Here is a 17,829-nt window from a genome sequence, read left to right as displayed (position 1 = left end):
GGGATGTCCGGCCGCTGGGATGTCCGGCCGCTGGGATGTCCGGCCGCAGCGGATACCGCCGCCCGGGCGCATGCCGTGCTGACCGAGGTGCGGCACTCGAGCACGGGCCGTGTGGGCACCGAGGCGCCACTGCGGTGAATGCGGGGAACCAACGGGTCCGTAGGTCGCCACCACGAGTGCCGGTGCCAGCCTATCCGGCGGCGGATCTCGGTGAGACGAACCGGTTCGACGGACATACCGCCATGACGCGGGCGGCTACATCACCGCCACGAGGATCACGATGATGATCAACAGGCCGATGAGCAGGCCGATGGCCACCGCGAGCGGACCCGCGTTGGGGCCGAGGTTGGCGAAGTCGATGCCCTTCGGCTTGCGCTGTGCCGCTGCGGGAGCGGCGGTTTGGGTGCGCGGCGGGCGGGGGAGCGGGGTGGAGTGCGGGCTGCGCAGGCCCGCGGCGGAGTTGCGGGCTGCCCAGGCGGGGATGGTGCCGTCCTCGGTGCGCACGGGCGCGCCGAGAATGTAGGGGGCGGTGCCGGGACCGAATGCGGCCGTGAGGATCTCATTGCGGGCCTCGGTCATGGTGGGGCGGCGCTGCGGTGCCGGCTCCATCATGTGCAGCAGGGCCTGGGTGAGCGGTCCGGTGCGCTCCGGCGGGATGATCTGCGCCATGGCGGCCCGCTGCACCACCGCGTCGCTGTCGTCGGAGAAGCCGTAGGGCGGCTGGCCCTCGATGGCGGTGTACAGCGTCGCGCCGAGTGAGAACACATCGCTGGCGCTGGTCGGCTGTGCCCCGCGCGCCACCTCCGGCGGCAGGTAGGCGGGGGTGCCGGTGATGACATCGGGATCGTCCATGCCGTCGCCGACGCCGCGTGAGATGCCGAAGTCGCTGAGCTTCACCATGCCCACCTCGTCGCCGCGGTCGGCGACGAGGATATTGCCGGGCTTGATATCGCGGTGCGTGATTCCGGCGGCGTGCGCGGCCGCGAGCGCGTCGGCCACCTGCGCGCCGATCTGCGCCACCTCGATGGGGGAGAGCCGGTCCACCAGCGCCAGTGCCTTGGCCACGCTGCGCGAGGGCAGGTACTCCATGACCAGCCACGGCTCACCGGCCTCGAGCACCACGTCGTAGACGGCGATGGCGTGCTCGTGTGAGAGCTTGGCCGCCACCCGGCCCTCGTGGACGATCTGGTTGCGCACCGCCTCGGCCTGCTCCTCGCTCAGTCCGGCGGTGGTGAGCACCTGTTTGATGGCGACGTCGCGGTGGAGTAGGCGGTCGGTTGCCAGCCACACCGCGCCCATGCCGCCGCCGCCGATTTTGGATTGCAGGCGGTAGCGGCCGGCCACCAGGTAATCGGGGCCGACGATGGGACGGGCGCGTTCGGTCACGGGTGCAGGGTAGCGGAAAACCATCCCGACGGGCCTGCTTCGAAACTCGTCGTTTGCGCCACTCCCCCTTGACGTGACCGAGGTGTCGGGTTCTACTGGATTGCACTCGAACGTATATTCGAATGATGTGGGTAGCTGGATCGGTGCTGGGTATTCGGGATCCGGTAGCGGCGGATCCATCGGTGGGAGAGGTGGTCGATGATGGGTTCGGCTGGGCAGGTGCGGGGGCAGCAGCTCGAGCAGCTGCGGCGGCGGATGGCCGCGATCCCGGCCCGCGGCGCGGATCCGTCCGGACGAGCCGCGGTGTCCGGCGCGCTCCGACGGGAAGCGCTGCCCGTCCCGCCCGCGCTGGTGGAGTTGCTGCCCGAGGGCGGGCTGGCCAAGGGGTCGGTGGTCGCCTACACCGGCGCCAGCTCCCTGCTCTCCGGTCTGCTGGCCGCCGTGACCGGTGCCGGAGGGCACGCCGCCGCGGTCGGTCTGCCCCGTCTCGGTCTGCTGGCCGCCGCCGAAATGGGAGCCCAGCTGGGTCGCCTGGCGGTCGTGGCGGACCCCGGCCCCGACCGTCTGGAGGTGGCCTCGGTCCTGCTGGACGGCCTGGACCTGGTGGTCCTCGGCCTCGACGGAGCCGCCGTGCCGCCGTCGCGCGCCCGCGTGCTCTCCGCTCGCGCCCGCGCCCGCAGCTCCACCCTCGTGGTCACGGACGGCTCCTGGTCCGGCCCCTCCCTGCGCATCGATACCAAGGTCACCGGTTACGACGGCCTCGGCCGCGGCTGCGGCCGTCTGCGCACCGTCCGCCTCGACGTCTCCGTCCGCGGCCGCTCCCTCCCACCCCGCCACGGCCGCCTCGCCACCTTCCCCCGCAACGGCCGCGTCGAATGGGATCACACGCCCGTCGAAACCCTCCGCCCCGCCCACACCGACCCCGCCGGCACCACCGCGGACTCCCTCCGCACCCCGACCGATCCGCTCGCTCGCCATGCGGCTTCTTGAACCGCCGCGTTCCGGTGCGGGTGCGCCGAGGCCGGACCTCGGGCGGTCGGCCCGTGCAGCTGTGGCCGTGGCGGAAACGAATGCGCGGTGGGGAGCGCTCGGGTGGTCGGCGTGAGCGGGCGGTCCACGTCTCGGGTGTTGGCGGTGTGGTGTCCGGATTGGCCCGCGGTGGCGGCGGCGGCCGTGGCGGGGGTGCCGGTGACTCGGCCGGTGGGGGTGTTCTCGGCGAATCGGGTGGTGGCCTGTACGGCGGTGGCTCGGGCCGAGGGGGTGCGGCGGGGGGCGCGGCGGCGGGAGGCGCAGGCTCGGTGTCCGGAACTGCTTGTGGTGCAGGATGATCCGGATAGGGATGCGCGGGCGTTCGAACCGGTGGTGGCGGCCGTGGATGCGACGGTGCCGGGGGTGGAGGTGTTGCGGCCGGGGCTGCTGGTGCTGGCGGCTCGGGGCGCGGCGCGGTATTTCGGATCGGAGGAGGCGGCGGCGGAGCGGTTGGTGGACGCGGTGGCGGCGGTAGGGGTGGAATGCCAGATCGGGATCGCCGACGAACTGTCGACGGCGGTGTTCGCCGCGCGGCGCGCCACCCTGGTGCCGCCCGGAGGCGGCGCGGCCTTCCTCGCGCCGCTGCCGATCGGCGAACTCGCGGTGGAACCCGCCCTGTCCGCCCCGGAACGCGCGGACCTGGTGGATCTGCTGCACCGCTTGGGATTACGCCGCATCGGCGACTTCGCGGCGCTCACTCCCGCCGAGGTGTCCTCCCGTTTCGGCGCGGACGCCATCGCCGCGCACCGCTGCGCGCTCGCCCGACCCGAACGCCGACCCGGCACCCGGCCGCCCGCCGCCGACCTCACCGTGGAATACCGCTGCGACCCGCCCATCGACCGCGTGGACGCCGCCGCCTTCGCGGGCCGCATGCTCGCCGCCCAGCTGCACGAACGCCTCGCCGCCGCCGCGGTGGCCTGCACCCGCCTGTCGATCCAGGCGGAAACCGCTGCCGGAGAACACCTCTCCCGCACCTGGCGCTGCGCCGAACCCCTCACTCCCGACAGCACCGCCGACCGCATCCGCTGGCAGCTCGACGGCTGGCTCACCCGCCGCACCCGCGGCGGCGATCGGGCGGATCCGCCCGCGCCCACCGCCCCCATCGCCCTGCTGCGGCTGGAACCCGTCGAGGTGGTGTCGGCGGGGGCGCTCCAGCTGGGCCTGTGGGGCGGGGTCGGGGAGGAGGAGGCGCGGGCACGGCGGGCGCTGGCTCGGGTGCAGGGGCTGCTGGGCGGAGAGGCGGTCCGGGTGGGAGTGCTCAGTGGCGGGCGCGGTCCCGAGGAGCGGATCACCATGGTGCCCCTGGGCGAGGAGTTGGTGCCCGCGGCCGATCCGGCGCAACCGTGGCCGGGGCGGCTGCCCGAACCCGCCCCCGCCGTCATCCTGGCGCACCGTCCGCGGATCCGGCTCGAGGCGGCCGACGGCACCCCGGTCTGGGTCACCGACCGTGGTCTCTTCACCACCGATCCGACGCATCTGCACTGGGGTTCCCGCAGTTGGCGGCTGCTCGGCTGGACCGGACCCTGGCCCCTCGACGATCGCTGGTGGACCCACCGGAGCTCACCCGGCTACGTGGCTCGCGCCCAGGTGCTGCTGGACGGCGACACCCGCGCCCTGCTCCTGCTCGCCTACGACCACGCCTGGCATGTGGAGGGCCTCTACGAGTGACCGCCGGACCAATCCGAGCGGGGAGTATGGTGCCGCGCACAACCGGCGGCGCGGTGCGGGCGCGCCCCGTAGGCTGGCTGATCGTGGAGTCGACGGTTACGCGGGTCGCGTTCGAGGACGTGCTCATCGCCTATCGGGATTCCGGGGCGGAGCGGGCCGCGAGCACGGTGCCGGTGGTGCTGGTGCACGGCATGGGCGGGGATGGTCACACCTGGGACCGGTTCGCGCGGCAGTTGGCGCGGCGTGGGCGGCGGGTGATCGTTCCGGATCTGCGTGGGCACGGGCGCAGCGCGCACGCCGACTCGTACCTGTTCGCCGAATTCGGCGGCGACCTGCTGCGGCTGTGCGACCGGCTCGGTCTCGAATCGGCGGATTTCGTGGGTCATTCGCTGGGCGGCTACGCGGTGTCGTGGCTGGCCATGCGGCGTCCGGAATTGGTGCGCCGCTTGGTGATCGAGGAGCAGCCGCTACCGCTGCGCTCCGGTGACGAACAGGTGACCCTGACCCGACGGCTGCCCTCGGTGCCGGAGCTGTGGCACGCCACCACCAGCCTGCTGCGCCATCCGCGCGCCGTGCTGGCCTTCGACCGCTCCATGACCCGCACCGCCCTGGAGCAGTTCCGCAAGCCGTATCCGGAATGGTGGGAGGGTCTCGCGGATATCGCCGCGCCGACGCTGTTCCTGCGCGGCGGCCCCGGCGGCATGGTCGACCCGGACAAGGTCGAACAGCTGCGCGTCAGCATCCCCGACTGCACCGTGCACACCTTCCGCTGCGGGCACAGCATCCACCGTGACCGCTACCACGAGTTCGAGGCGGCGGTCCTGCCGTTCCTCCGGCACTGACCACGCGGGGGCGGCTCGCCGGCGGCATCGCACGGCCGCCCGGCCGCGGTCCTGACGGGTGAGGCTCAATCCGGAATCGGCGTCTGCTGGTAGCAGGCCAGCCGCCAGTCCCCGTCGACGCGGACGTAGACGCTGGTCATGATGCCCCGGAAGGCGGGCTCGGCATCCTCGCGGTACGCGATGCCGGTGTAGACCAGGATCGTGCTGTCGCCGGCGTCCACCAGGCGCGGACTCTCCAACTCGAAGGTCCGCCACGGTGGAGCGTTCTTCAGCGAGTCGATGACGCCGTCACGATCCAGCACCATGCCGTCGGCGAGCACCATCACCCCGTCCTCGGTCATGAGCGAGCCGTAGAAGTCCGCCCCGGTGCTGGTGCACAGCGCGTCCCAGCCTCGACGCTCGACCGCGAGGAGTTCGTTCAGTAATTCCTTATCGGTCATGCCTCCACCCTACGAGCGCGTCCGATTTCCGCCGGTACGACGTTGTCCGGGGCAGGACGGGTGGCCCGTTTGCGCCACGTGTCGGCGGCGTTTTCTACAGTGAGATCGTGTCCGCATCAGATCGCCCGATCCTGTTCTTCGCCGGGGAGGCGGAGTTTCGGGAATGGCTGATGGCCAATCACGCCGCCATGGACGGGGTTTGGCTGAAATTCGCGAAGCGGGGCACCGGCTACATATCACTCGACTACGCCGGTGCGCTGCGTCAGGCGCTGTGTTTCGGCTGGATCGACGGGCAGGCGCGGCGGCTCGACGACGAGTTCTATCTACAGAGCTTCACACCGCGGCGGCCGCGCAGCTCGTGGTCGCAGCGCAATGTGGGCTACGCCGAGGAATTGATCGAACAGGGACTCATGCATCCGGCCGGGCAGGCCGAGATCGACCGCGCCAAGTCCGACGGCCGCTGGGACAATGCCTACGGCCGGGAACTGCCGCAGGATTTCCTGGACGAGCTGGCGAAGCATCCGGAGGCGGCGGCGTTCTTCGAGACGCTGCCCGATCAGATCAGTGTCGAGATCGGCCAGCAGCTCGGCAGCGCGGTGCGGCCGGAGACCCGGGCGCGGCGGTTGGATCAGATGATTCGCAAACTCATCGACGGGCAGCCGTTGTGACGGCATTCGCGGGACTGCCGTGTACGACGGCGGCGTGGGAGGTGCCGCTACCCGGCAGCGCCACCCACATCACCGGCTGGCTGTGTGTCGAGCAGCCCGGGGCGTGGGGGCGCGATGTGATCGGCGACGAGGTGCTCGGCCCCGATATCACCGCCGAACTGGCCGCCCGCACCAAGGCCGCCCGGGTGCGTCCGACGCTCATCCGCAGACCGGGCCGCCACGAGTTCACCGGTGTCCGAACGGTATTGCTCGTCAGCTCGCACCCCGAGCGTCCCTGGTGCGAACGTTTCGAGATCACCGACCTGAAACAGCTGCTCGACTTCGACCCGCACCTGCTCAACGGCCCGCCCCCGGGAATCGGTGCGGCCGTCGCCGATCCGCCGGTGCTGGTCTGCGCCCACGGCAAGCGCGACCAGTGCTGCGCCCGCCTCGGCCGCCCCATCGCCGCCCGCCTCGCCGCCGAATATCCCGGCCGTGTCTGGGAGTGCTCCCACACCGGTGGCCACCGCTTCGCCCCCGCCGTGGTGCTGCTCCCCTCCGGCCTCACCTACGGCCGCCTGACCGCCGACACCGCCCTCGAAACACTCGCCGCCGCCGACCGGAACACGCTGTCCCTGACCGGCTTCCGCGGCCGCAGCGGCCATGCCCCGGTGGAGCAGGTAGCCGAGATCACGGTCCGCGAACACCTGCGGGATATCGGCGACGACACCGCCGCGGCCCTGAACGCATTCACCATCACAGCCGATTCGGCGACCTGGGGTCCCGCCGAGGCGGATAACTCGGCGGCGAGTACCGAGGTGCCCGCGTCGATCGCACCGGCTGCCGCCCGGCTCGGCGATGGGGCGGCACCCGTCGACCCCGCCACCTTCGCGGGCGCGGCGCAGGTCACCCACCGCGACGGCCGCCGCTGGCTGGTCACCGTCCACACCTGTGCCTACACACCCCGCCAAGCCAGCTGCGGAGCCGCCCCCAAACCGGTCAAAGCGCTACGCGCCACTCGGCTGCACCGGCTGGAGTGAGCCCGCGACGGGAGCCGAGGCCGCCTGTGCCGCGCTGCTATCACGCTGTGATCATTGCGCGCCGAATCGACTGGTGCCGCACCTCGCGCCGGGACGAGACAGGCGGCCCCGGCCGGTCCGGTACTGCGGATCAGGTAGACGCTGGCGGCTTGTGCATCCGGTTACCACGCCGTGGATCCGGATTCGTTGCGGGCGAGGGGGAATTGGTGGCGGCATCGTGCGGGTGCGTCCCGCCGCCGATTCCCCCTCGCGGTGCTACCAGTGGGTGCCGGGGACGAGGCGGGCGGCGCGGCGGAGGGCGGTGCCGGTGGCGCGGACGGCGGGGGGCACTTCGCGGCGGTGGCGTTTCGGGGGGAGGATTTCCAGTTGTGTTGTCTCCTCGGACTTCTCGCCTTTGGCGGCGGGGGAGTCGGGGAGGGCGCGGTAGTAGCGGTGCAGGATGCGGTCCTTGATGCGCGGGGTGATGAGGCTGCCGTATTCGGCGAGGGTGCCGAGCGGGACGTCGATGCGCTTGGGGCGGTCGGTGAGGGCGCGGACGATGGTGGCGGCGGCCCATTCGGGGGATTCCGAGGGGCCCTGGTTGCCGCTCGGGGCGATCATGGGGGTGCGCACCAGCGGCATGTGGATGGTGGTGAAAGTGATGTTGTCGGCCAGCATCTCGATCGCGGTCACCTCGGCGAACTTGTCGAGGGCGGCCTTGGAGGCCAGGTAGGCGGCGAAGCGCGGCGTGGCGACCTGCACTCCGGCGCTGGAGATGTTCACGATGTGGCCGAATTTGCGCTCGCGCATCTGCGGTAGCAGGGCCAGGGTCATGCGCACCGCGCCGAAGTAGTTGACCGCCATGGTGCGCTCGAAGTCGTGCATGCGGTCGGTGGAGCGGTGCACGGCGCGGCGGATGGAGCGCCCGGCATTGTTGACCAGCATGTCCACGTGACCGTGTGCGTCGAGGATCTGGGTCACGGCCTTCTCGACGGAGTCCTCGTCGGTGACATCGCACTGGTAGGCGTAGGCGTCGCCGCCCTCGGCCCGGATCTTCTCGACCACCACGGCCAGTTCCTCGGCGCGGCGGGCGAGCAGGAAGACCGTCGCTCCCTTCTCGGCCACGGCCGAGGCGGCGGCGCGGCCGATGCCGGAGGACGCGCCGGTGATGATGACGTGTCTGCCGGACAGGTCCCGGCGAGCGCGTCGACGGGCCCGGTAGCCGTCGCCTGTCGTTTCGCTCGTGACGCCCCCTCGCTGGCGCTCGGCGGCGTCACGAGCGAGCTCGGCTGTGTCTTCTGGTCGCTCGCTTCGCTCGCTCATGACTGCTCCTTTGCAGGTCGGATTGGCTCGAACTTACTCCAAAGTAAGTTCCAATGCCAGGGTGAGTTCCGAGGTTGGCGTGATGGGCTCGAGTTAATACAAACCGCCCGGTTGGAATGCGTGTACAGTCGCTGATTATCGAACACAAGTTCGATTTCTGGAGTGCGTGCGGAGGAGGTGTCGTGGGCTGGCACAACGGGCCGCCGACCTGGTCGGAGCTGGAACGGGTGCTCTCCGGACGCCCGAACCGAACCGTCCCCGCGGGCGACGGCGGCGACAGCCCGGCCTGGTCCCGCAAGCGCGAGCCCTACCGTGCCGCACCGCTGCACCGCCCCGACGAACCCACCGTCCCCTACGCCGAACTGCACGCCCACTCCGCCTACAGCTTCCTCGACGGAGCCAGCCAGCCGGAGGAACTGGTCGAGGAGGCCGTCCGCCTCGGCCTCGAGGCCCTCGCCCTCACCGACCACGACGGCTTCTACGGTGTCGTGCGCTTCGCCGAGGCCGCCCGCGAATGGGGTATGCCCACCGTCTTCGGTGCGGAACTCTCCCTCGGCAGCGCCGCCCGCCCCGGTGCCCACCTCGCCCCGCGCGGCGGCCGACCCGCCTCGAGCTACCCGACCGCGTCCGGTGGCAGAGCTCGGACGCGCGGACGCCCAGCCGAGTCGGCCGTGCCGAGCGATTCCGAGCCGCGCACCGGCGCACCCGATCCCGCCGGACCGCATCTGCTGATCCTGGCGCGCGGGCAGGAAGGGTACCGGCGGCTGTCCCGGGAGATGGCGGCGGCGCACATGGCGGCGGGCGAGAAGGGCATTCTGCGCTACGAACTGGACCGGCTCACCGAGGCGGCGGGCGGGCACTGGCAGGTGCTGACCGGCTGCCGGAAAGGGCATGTGCGGCAGGCGCTGCGGCGGGGCGACGCGGAAGCCGAAGCGGCACTGCGGGATCTGATGGAACGATTCGGACCGGACCGGGTGAGCGTGGAGCTCACCCACCACGGCATACCCACCGACGACGAGCGCAATGCCCGGCTGCTCGCCCTGGCCGACCGCCTCGGCCTGCCGGTGATCGCCTCCACCGGAGCGCATTTCGCCGCGCCGCCACAGCGCCGCCGGGCCATGGCGCTGGCCGCCATCCGGGCCCGGCAGAGCCTCGACGAGATGGCGGGCTGGCTCGCCCCCACCGGCGGCGCGCATCTGCGGTCGGGAGCCGAGATGGCGCGGCTGTTCGCGGCCTGCCCGCAGGCGGTGGCCGATGCCGCCGCACTGGCCCGGGAATGCGCTTTCGACCTGCGCCTGATCGCCCCGCGGCTGCCGCCCTTCGACGTGCCGGAGGGGCACGACGAGACCTCGTGGCTGCGCGAACTCACCTACCGGGGGGCCGCCCGCCGCTACGGTCCCCCCGCGCACAACCCGCAGGCGTACCGGCAGCTCGAACACGAACTCGAGGTGATCGAGCGGTTGCGGTTCCCGGGCTACTTCCTGGTGGTGCACGACATCGTCAGCTTCTGCCACGACAACGACATCCTGTGCCAGGGCAGGGGTTCCGCCGCCAACTCGGCCGTCTGCTACGCCATCGGCATCACCAATGTGGATCCGGTCGCCAATCAGCTGCTGTTCGAACGCTTCCTCGCGCCCGAGCGCGACGGCCCGCCCGATATCGACGTGGACATCGAATCGGACCGCCGCGAGGAGGCCATCCAGCACGTCTATGCCAAGTACGGGCGCGAGTACGCGGCGCAGGTGGCCAATGTCATCACCTATCGGGGTAAGTCCGCGGTGCGCGATGCCGCACGCGCACTGGGTTTCTCGTCCGGACAGCAGGACGCCTGGAGTAAGCAGGTGAGCCGCTGGACGGGTGTCGCGAAGGAGGAGCACACCGACATTCCCGACGACGTCCTCGCCCTGGCCGGTGAATTGGAGGGTTTGCCCAGGCATCTGGGCATCCATTCCGGCGGCATGGTGATCTGCGATCGCCCCATCGCCGATGTGTGCCCCACCGAATGGGCGCGCATGCCGGGACGCAGTGTGTTGCAGTGGGACAAGGACGACTGCGCCGCCGCCGGGCTGGTGAAATTCGATCTGCTCGGTCTCGGCATGCTCTCCGCCCTGCACTACATGATCGACCTGGTGCGTGAGCACAAGGGGGAGACCGTGGAGCTGCACCGGCTGGACCTCACCGAAACCGCTGTGTACGACATGCTTTCGCGCGCCGACTCGGTGGGCGTGTTCCAGGTGGAGTCGCGCGCGCAGATGGCGACCCTGCCGCGGCTGCGGCCGCGGAACTTCTACGACCTGGTGGTGGAGGTGGCACTGATCCGCCCCGGGCCCATCCAGGGCGGCTCCGTGCACCCCTACATCCGCCGTCGCAACAGGCTGGAGCCGGTCACCTACGACCATCCGGCGCTGGCGAACGCGCTGGAACGCACCCTCGGCATCCCGCTGTTCCAGGAGCAGCTCATGCAGATGGCCGTCGATGTCGCCGGATTCACCGCCGCCGAGGCCGATCAGCTGCGCCGCGCCATGGGCTCCAAGCGGTCACCGGAGAAGATGGAGCGGCTGCGGGAACGCTTCTATCGGGGTATGCGGGAACGGCACGGCATTACCGGCGAGGTGGCCGACCGCATCTACGAGAAGGTCTACGCCTTCGCGAATTTCGGTTTCCCGGAAAGTCATTCGCAGAGCTTCGCCTCACTGGTGTTCTATTCGGCGTGGTTCAAGCTGCATCATCCGGCGGCATTCTGCGCGGGCCTGCTGCGGGCGCAGCCGATGGGGTTCTACTCGCCGCAGTCGCTGGTGGCGGACGCCCGGCGGCACGGGGTGGTGGTGCACGGGCCGGATATCAATCACAGTCTCGCCGAAGCGACGCTGGAACGGCGGGGGATGGAGATCCGGCTGGGACTGGCCGCGGTGCGGCACATCGGCGACGAACTGGCCGAGCGGATCGTCGCCGCCCGCCTGTCCGACGGACCCTACCGCTCGTTCCTCGACCTCACCAACCGCGTGGAACTTACTGTCCCGCAAGCGGAATCGCTGGCCACGGCGGGTGCGCTCGGCAGCCTCGACATCACCCGCCGCCAAGCCCTGTGGGCCGCCGGGGCCGCGGCGGGGGAACGCCCCGACCGGCTCCCTGGCACCGGTGCGGCCACCGCCGCACCCGCCCTGCCCGGTATGAGCGAGCTGGAGTTGGCCGCCGCCGACGTCTGGGCCACCGGCGTCTCACCCGGCAGCTATCCCACCGAGTTCCTGCGCCCGCGACTCGATGCGCTGGGGGTGGTGCCCGCCGCCCACCTCGCCGATATTCGCGACGGCACGCGGGTGCTGGTGGGCGGCGCGGTCACGCACCGGCAGCGCCCCGCCACGGCGGGCGGCGTCACCTTCCTCAACCTGGAGGACGAGACCGGCATGGTGAACGTGGTCTGCTCCGTCGGCCTCTGGACCCGCTACCGCCGCCTCGCCCAGAGCGCGCCCGCCCTGCTGATCCGCGGACGCGTACAGAACGCCGAGGGAGCGATCACGGTGGTCGCCGACCACCTGCAACGCATGGACCTGCGCATCGAGGCGAAGTCCCGCGACTTCCGCTGAGCGCCGACGCTACTGCTCACGCCGCGATGGCCACTGGAGTCGCAGCGGACCGTTCCCCCACGTCCGTGGACGGCGTGGTGGTCGGCTCCATCACGCTGACTCCGCAACGCTGACCGTTCGATCGCCAGTCGCGCCCGCCGCCGGTGCGGCACCCGCGAGAGCCACCCGCCGGAGCGGTCCGGGTTCGGTGCGGGAGTGCTCGCGGGAGAATGGGGCGCGTCGAAGGGAGTCCCAGTGCCGACCGTGGTCCGCGCGACGATCAAACCGAACAGCAGGAAGGGGCCGCTGGTGGAAGCGCTCCCCGACGGCACCCTCCAGCTCTACGTCCGCGCCCCCGCCGTGGAGGGTAAGGCCAACAGGGCCGCCTGCGAACTCCTCGCCGCCCACTACGGCGTGCCCAAATCCGCCGTCCGCCTCACCGCGGGCGCGACCTCCCGCTTCAAACGCTTCGATATCGACGACTGACGCGTGCCCGGGCCTATCCCGCCACGACCGGAGTGCGGTCGGGGGCGATCGGGTTCAGAACGCGAGCTCTTCCCACGGAATGCGCAGCGGGAAGGGGAAGTCGAACTCGATGCCGTCGGTATCGGCCGCGGTCCACTCGCCGGCCATGAGGTAGTTGGCGGCATGCAGCAGGTGCACGCCCGCCGGGACCAGCTGGCCGGGTTCGGTTTGCAGCGCGAAGGCGCGCACCTTCTCGATGGCGCTGGCCTCGCGGGCGAGCGTCACCTCCCAGTACAGCGGAATACCGGCCCGCGCGTAGCGTGCCTTCTTCGCCTCGATATCGGATGCGGTGTTGCCGGGAGACAGCACTTCGCCGACGAGGTGGACATCGGCGGCACGGACATCCTGGTACGGGGTTTCGAGGCAGCGGTGGATCAGGAAGTCCGGTGTCACGAAGTCGGACTTTCCGCTGGTGCCGAAGAAGACGTTCGTCTCGAGGTTGACACGCCAGCACTTCCCAGGGGTGGCCGAAATGGAGGAGCGGGCGCACCGTTCGATCGAGTTCGTCAGTCGACGCGTGAACGTCTGATGCTCGGCCGGGCCACGTCGCATCCACATCACCCGCCCGTCCCACAGTTCGATCTGCTCGGCGATCTCCTCCGGTAGCCGCTCGAGCTCCTCCCACGTCATGTACTCGGGGATATCGGGCCGCTCGAGGTGGGGGACGGACATGTCCTCAGGATATTTCGGCATGTCCACGGCCTCCCGGATTCACGAGAAGCAGACGGTTTCGTCCGCGATGTCAGGTGCTGTCAGTGCCAGTAGACCGTGTGGGCGCGCGTCTGTCACTACACCGCGCCCGGGAAGCCCAGTTGCCGCCAGGCTTCGTAGACGGCGACGGCGGCGGCATTGGAGAGGTTCATGGAGCGGCGGCCCGGGAGCATGGGGATGCGCACCTGGGTGGTGACGTGCGGGTCGGCGAGGACCTCGGCGGGCAGGCCGGTGGGTTCGGGGCCGAAGAGCAGGGTGTCGTGCTCGCGGTAGGCGACGGCGGTGCTGTGCGTGGTGGCCTGGGCGGTGAAGGCGAAGACGCGTTCGGGGCGGATGGCGTCCCAGGCGGCGGCCAGATCCTTGTGCACGGTGACCGAGGCGAGGTCGTGGTAGTCCAATCCGGCCCGCCGCAGCTTGGGCTCGGATAGATCGAAGCCGAGCGGTTCGATCAGGTGTAGTCGGCATCCGGTCCCGGCGGCCAGCCGGATGGCGTTGCCGGTATTCGGCGGGATGCGGGGCTCGTAGAACACCAGATGGAACACCCCGCCAGTCAACCAGACGGGGGTCACGCCGCTGTGCCGGACCGGCGGCGCGGCCGTTGCCGGGCCATGTGGCGTTGCCGGGGCGTGTGGGGTTGCCCGATCGGTGTGGGGTTGCCGATCGGTGTGGCGTTGCTGGGTGGTGTGGGGTTGCCGACCGGTGTGGCGGTGCCGGGTGGATTCGACCGGGCCGTATCGGTGGAAACCGCCCCGCCGCTAGACTGCGGCGCGTGAGTGCCCACGCCGCCCCCGAGAGCCGCAGCAGCCGCATCGGCGCATCCATCCGCACCCATCTGCCGCTCATCCTGGTGGCCGCGGTGCTGGTGGTGGCGGTCGTCTTCCTGGCCTGGGACCGGTGGCGACGCGGTGCCGTGTTCATCGGCGGCGCGGCCCTGCTGGCCGCCGCCTTCCGCATGCTGCTGCCCACCGAACAGGTCGGCTTGCTCGCGGTGCGCGGCAAATGGTTCGACGTGATCGCCCTGGCCGCGCTGGGCTCGGCCATCATCGTGCTGGCCGCCACGGTCAACCCGCTCGGCATCACCTAGATCGGGCGGAGATCCGCGTATGACCGCCGGGCTGCCGTAGCGCGGCCGTCCGTGGTTGTCGCGTGTGGTGCGGGCGGCCGGGTGCCGCCGCTACGGTCAGTGGTTGTCGCGGGCGGCGCGGGCCAGGTCCATGGTGTCGGTAAGGAGTTTGCCGACCGCCTCGGTTTCGGTGAGGAAGCCGTCGTGGCCGTCGCGGGAGCGGACGATCTCCAGGCCCTTGCAGCCGGGGAGGAGGTCGGCGAGTTCCTGTTGGGTGCGCAGCGGGTAGAGGCGGTCGGAGTCCACGCCGCCGACGATGCAGGGCACCGGGGTGGAGCTCAGGGCGGCGGCGATACCGCCGCGGCCGCGGCCCACGTCGTGCCGGTTCATGGCCTCGGTGAGCAGGATGTAGGTGCCGGGGTCGAAGCGGGAGACGAGCTTGTCGGCCTGATATTCCAGGTAGCTCTGCACCGCGTAACGGCCACCGTCCCAAGGGTTTTCGTCACCCTGGGCGTGGTTCTCGAAACGGTGGTCGAGTTCGAATTCGGTGCGGTAGCTCAGGTGCGCGATACGGCGGGCGATGCGCATGCCGGTCATGGGCGCGCGCCCGGTGCCGTGGTAGTCGCCGCCCTGCCAGTCCGGATCGGCGGTGATGGCTGCGATCTGGGTGGTCTGGGTGCCGATCTGGTCGGCGGTGGCGCGCGGGCCGACGGCCAGCACCAGGGCGGAGCCGACGCGGTCGGGGTGGCCGATCATCCATTCCAGCACCCGCATGCCGCCCATGGAGCCGCCGACCACCGCGGCCAGCCGTTCGATCCCGAGCAGATCGAACAGTCGCACCTCGGCGGTCACCTGATCACGGATGGAGATGTCGGGAAATCGTGAGCCCCAAGGCTTCCCGTCGGGGGCCAGGGAGGCGGGTCCGGTCGAGCCCTGACAGCCGCCGAGCACATTGGTGGCGATGACACACCACTCCCGGGTGTCGATGGGCGCACCGGGTCCGACGGTGCCCTCCCACCAGCCGGGCGGTGAACCCGCCGACCCGACCACATGGGAGTCACCGGTCAGCGCATGCTCGACCAGCACCACGTTGTCCAGATTCGCCGAGAGTTCGCCCCAGCGTTGTACGGCCAGCGTCACGTCGGTGACGACCGCCCCGTTCTCGAGTTCGACGTCCCCGATGGCAATGCTGCCGAGCGTCCCGTCGGACGGTGGAAGCAGCGCCTCCACCGTCTCCCGGGACGTGCTCGATTCGATGTTCACGGTCAACGTGCCGCCGCCGTCAGTCCGGCCGTGAGGTCGGCCAGGATGTCGTCGATACCCTCGATACCCACGGCCAACCGCACCAGCCCCGGTGTGACGCCGGAGGCCAGCTGCTCTTCCGGCGTCAATTGCGAATGCGTGGTGGAGGCCGGATGGATGACGAGGGAACGCACATCCCCGATGTTAGCGACATGGCTGTGCAGCTCCAGCGCGTCCACGAACTTCTTGCCCGCATCGACGCCCCCGGCGAGCTCGAAGGACACGATCGCGCCCACACCCTTCGGTGCCAGCTGTTTGCCACGCTCGTACCAGGGGGAGGACGGCAGCCCGGCGTAGGACACCGACAGCACCTCCGGCCGCTGGGCCAGGAACTCCGCGACCGCCTGCGCGTTGGCCACGTGCCGCTCCACCCGCAGGCTCAGCGTCTCGATGCCCTGGGCGATGAGGAAGGCGTTGAACGGCGAGACGGCCGAGCCGAGGTCGCGCAGCAGCTGCACCCGCGCCTTGAGCGCGAAGGCGGGCGCACCCAGATCCGCGTACACCACGCCGTGGTAGCTCGGATCGGGGGTGGTGAAGCCCGGGAACCGCGCCGCGCCGGATTCGTCGCGCCCGGTCCAGTCGAATCCGCCGCCGTCGACGATCACGCCCGCGACCGCGGAGCCATGTCCGCCAAGGTATTTGGTGGCCGAATGCACCACGATGTCGGCCCCGTGGCGCAGCGGCTGGATCAGGTACGGCGTCGCCACGGTGTTGTCCACGATGAGCGGCACCCCGGCGGCGTGGGCGATCTCGGCGACGCCCGGGATGTCCAGCAGCGCGCTGCTGGGGTTGGCCACGGTCTCGCCGTAGAACGCCTTGGTGTTGGGTCGCACCGCCGCCCGCCACTGCTCCAGGTCGTCGGGATCGTCGACGAAGCTGACCTCGATGCCCAGCTTGGGCAGCGAGTAGCGGAAGAGGTTGTAGGTGCCGCCGTAGAGGTGCGGGCTGGCGACGATGTGATCCCCGGCGGCGGCCAGATTGAGGATGGCGAAGGTTTCGGCGGCCTGTCCGGACGCCAGCAGCAGCGCCGCGACGCCGCCCTCCAGGGCGGCGATGCGCTGCTCCACCACATCCTGGGTGGGGTTCATGATCCGGGTGTAGATATTGCCCGGCTCGGCCAGTCCGAACAGCGCGGCGGCGTGCTCGGTGTCGCGGAAGGCGTACGAGGTGGTCTGATAGATCGGCAGCGCGCGGGCCCCGGTGGTGGCGTCGGGAGCCTGTCCGGCGTGCACCTGCTTGGTCTCGAAAGACCAGTTGGCCGGTTCGATGGGCGCGGTCGAGTCACTCATGTCCTGCTCCAAGAAAGTCGCCGAATGGCGGGAAGTCTGACGTTATCGGAAGGCGAATGGGCTTCGACAACAACACATTTCGGTAGACCTCCTACAGTGCGCTTGCGCTCGGCCTTCGAGCGCCCGGTCCTCACCCGGAGCACCCCACCGCAGCTGGAGGGTTGCCGATCAGCAAGCCGGGGCTTGACGCTGATGCTCTTGACCTGATGCGAGATTCTAGCGGGCGGAGGGGTCGGAGTCCGCAGTGGGGCTGGACACACAGACGTTTCCGCAGATACGCAGGAATTCGCGATAGGCCGCGACCACGGCGTCGGCCATGCCGCGGGCGGAGGTGGCGCAGTTTCCGTCGACGGCCTGGACCTCGCTACCGACCCGCATGATGGTGTGCCAGGTGCCCAGCAGCAACCGCACCGGCAGGCTGTCGGCGGGCAGGCCCATGCGCTCGGCGAGCACCTCGCCCATCTGCTGGGTCTTGTGTTCGCCCGCGTCGAGGCTGCGGGCGCGTACCGCGGCGCTGCCGCGGATGATGTTCTGCATCTGCTGGAACCAGCGGAACGGCACGGGCTCGTCGGCCTCGATGATGCGGTCGGTGAGCGCGAGGAAGCCGTCGAGCATGGCCTGCAGCTCGTTGTCGTGCGGTGGTTGCGCCCGCAGATACTCGGCCAACGCCTGCCCCCATGCCTCGATGGGGGCGATGACGATCTCTTCCTTGCTCTCGAAGTACCGGTTCACGGTGCGCGGTGAGACGTCGGCCGCGTCGGCGATCTGTTCGACGGTGGTGGCGTCGAAGCCCTGGGCGTCGCACAGCTCGAGTGCCACATCGATGATGCGCTCGCGGGTCTGCTGCTTCTTGCGTTCGCGCAGTCCCGGGCGGCGGTGTTCCAGGAGATCGGCAGGCGTTGACGACTCGGACATTGCCTCAGTCTATCGCTATCGGACCGAATTGTGTCATTAACAGCCATCTGTCTGATTGCGACATTTTTCGCTTGACGTCATTTGTCGGTGGGTGCCAGTATGGTTCC

General features: G+C 70.4%; 16 protein-coding genes and 1 riboswitch. Of the genes, 8 read left to right on the top strand and 8 right to left on the bottom strand.

What is annotated here, in order from left to right:
• Positions 1–255 precede the first annotated feature (255 nt).
• Positions 256–1,410, bottom strand: a complete 1,155-nt coding sequence (locus QJS31_RS09520) for a serine/threonine-protein kinase (RefSeq protein ID WP_029923796.1) — start codon at positions 1,408–1,410, stop codon at positions 256–258.
• A 177-nt stretch (positions 1,411–1,587) separates the two neighbouring features.
• Between QJS31_RS09520 and QJS31_RS09515 the strand changes: the two genes are divergently transcribed.
• The 3 genes from QJS31_RS09515 (at position 1,588) to QJS31_RS09505 (ending at position 4,925) form a co-directional block, all read left to right on the top strand.
• Positions 1,588–2,376 (top strand): hypothetical protein, encoded by a 789-nt coding sequence (locus QJS31_RS09515; RefSeq protein ID WP_306356568.1) that lies wholly within the window; start codon positions 1,588–1,590, stop codon positions 2,374–2,376.
• Positions 2,377–2,463: 87 nt separating this feature from the next.
• Entirely contained in the window at positions 2,464–4,083 is a 1,620-nt protein-coding gene (locus QJS31_RS09510) for a DNA polymerase Y family protein (RefSeq protein WP_306356450.1), read from the top strand.
• An 83-nt stretch (positions 4,084–4,166) separates the two neighbouring features.
• Positions 4,167–4,925 (top strand): alpha/beta fold hydrolase, encoded by a 759-nt coding sequence (locus tag QJS31_RS09505; RefSeq protein ID WP_029923799.1) that lies wholly within the window; start codon positions 4,167–4,169, stop codon positions 4,923–4,925.
• Positions 4,926–4,990: 65 nt separating this feature from the next.
• Here the strand turns inward: QJS31_RS09505 and QJS31_RS09500 are convergent, their stop codons facing one another.
• Positions 4,991–5,365 (bottom strand): nuclear transport factor 2 family protein, encoded by a 375-nt coding sequence (locus QJS31_RS09500; protein ID WP_282779524.1) that lies wholly within the window; start codon positions 5,363–5,365, stop codon positions 4,991–4,993.
• 107 nt (positions 5,366–5,472) lie between these two features.
• Between QJS31_RS09500 and QJS31_RS09495 the strand changes: the two genes are divergently transcribed.
• Entirely contained in the window at positions 5,473–6,033 is a 561-nt protein-coding gene (locus tag QJS31_RS09495) for a YdeI family protein (RefSeq protein ID WP_029923801.1), read from the top strand.
• Positions 6,030–7,052 (top strand): sucrase ferredoxin, encoded by a 1,023-nt coding sequence (locus QJS31_RS09490; protein WP_306356449.1) that lies wholly within the window; start codon positions 6,030–6,032, stop codon positions 7,050–7,052. Before QJS31_RS09495 ends, QJS31_RS09490 begins: the two co-directional genes overlap by 4 nt.
• Positions 7,053–7,307: 255 nt before the next feature.
• Here the strand turns inward: QJS31_RS09490 and QJS31_RS09485 are convergent, their stop codons facing one another.
• Positions 7,308–8,354 (bottom strand): SDR family NAD(P)-dependent oxidoreductase, encoded by a 1,047-nt coding sequence (locus QJS31_RS09485; RefSeq protein ID WP_282779527.1) that lies wholly within the window; start codon positions 8,352–8,354, stop codon positions 7,308–7,310.
• Positions 8,355–8,536: 182 nt separating this feature from the next.
• Between QJS31_RS09485 and QJS31_RS09480 the strand changes: the two genes are divergently transcribed.
• Positions 8,537–11,938, top strand: coding sequence for an error-prone DNA polymerase (locus QJS31_RS09480; RefSeq protein WP_306356448.1), 3,402 nt, complete (start codon positions 8,537–8,539; stop codon positions 11,936–11,938).
• Positions 11,939–12,172: 234 nt separating this feature from the next.
• On the top strand, positions 12,173–12,403 hold the full coding sequence (locus tag QJS31_RS09475) for a DUF167 domain-containing protein (protein ID WP_282779529.1): 231 nt from the start codon (positions 12,173–12,175) through the stop codon (positions 12,401–12,403).
• 54 nt (positions 12,404–12,457) lie between these two features.
• On the opposite strand, the gene QJS31_RS09470 is transcribed toward QJS31_RS09475, so the two are convergent.
• Positions 12,458–13,114 (bottom strand): Uma2 family endonuclease, encoded by a 657-nt coding sequence (locus QJS31_RS09470; RefSeq protein ID WP_282779530.1) that lies wholly within the window; start codon positions 13,112–13,114, stop codon positions 12,458–12,460.
• 116 nt (positions 13,115–13,230) lie between these two features.
• Positions 13,231–13,695, bottom strand: a complete 465-nt coding sequence (locus QJS31_RS09465; protein WP_029923806.1) for a tRNA (cytidine(34)-2'-O)-methyltransferase — start codon at positions 13,693–13,695, stop codon at positions 13,231–13,233.
• A 227-nt stretch (positions 13,696–13,922) separates the two neighbouring features.
• On the opposite strand from QJS31_RS09465, the gene QJS31_RS09460 reads away from it, so the two are divergent.
• Positions 13,923–14,237: a DUF3017 domain-containing protein gene (locus tag QJS31_RS09460; protein WP_282779531.1), complete on the top strand. Its 315-nt coding sequence runs from the start codon at positions 13,923–13,925 to the stop codon at positions 14,235–14,237.
• A 96-nt stretch (positions 14,238–14,333) separates the two neighbouring features.
• On the opposite strand, the gene QJS31_RS09455 is transcribed toward QJS31_RS09460, so the two are convergent.
• The 3 genes from QJS31_RS09455 to QJS31_RS09445 form a co-directional block, all read right to left on the bottom strand.
• The gene (locus QJS31_RS09455) at positions 14,334–15,485 is read right to left on the bottom strand and encodes a homoserine O-acetyltransferase (RefSeq protein WP_306356447.1); all 1,152 of its coding nucleotides are present in this window, start codon (positions 15,483–15,485) and stop codon (positions 14,334–14,336) included.
• A complete protein-coding gene (locus tag QJS31_RS09450) occupies positions 15,482–16,807 on the bottom strand; it encodes a bifunctional o-acetylhomoserine/o-acetylserine sulfhydrylase (protein WP_195145181.1) in 1,326 nt (441 codons plus the stop codon). The genes QJS31_RS09455 and QJS31_RS09450 overlap by 4 nt, the downstream gene beginning before the upstream one ends.
• A 93-nt stretch (positions 16,808–16,900) precedes the next feature.
• Positions 16,901–17,011: riboswitch (SAM riboswitch) on the bottom strand.
• Between the two features lie 12 nt (positions 17,012–17,023).
• The gene (locus QJS31_RS09445) at positions 17,024–17,722 is read right to left on the bottom strand and encodes a TetR/AcrR family transcriptional regulator (protein ID WP_306356446.1); all 699 of its coding nucleotides are present in this window, start codon (positions 17,720–17,722) and stop codon (positions 17,024–17,026) included.
• Positions 17,723–17,829 lie beyond the last annotated feature (107 nt).

The sequence above is a fragment of the Nocardia sp. CC213A genome, assembly GCF_030766805.1.
In the GTDB taxonomy this organism is placed as follows: Bacteria; Actinomycetota; Actinomycetes; order Mycobacteriales; family Mycobacteriaceae; genus Nocardia; species Nocardia otitidiscaviarum.
This window is presented reverse-complemented; position numbering and strand designations above follow the sequence as displayed.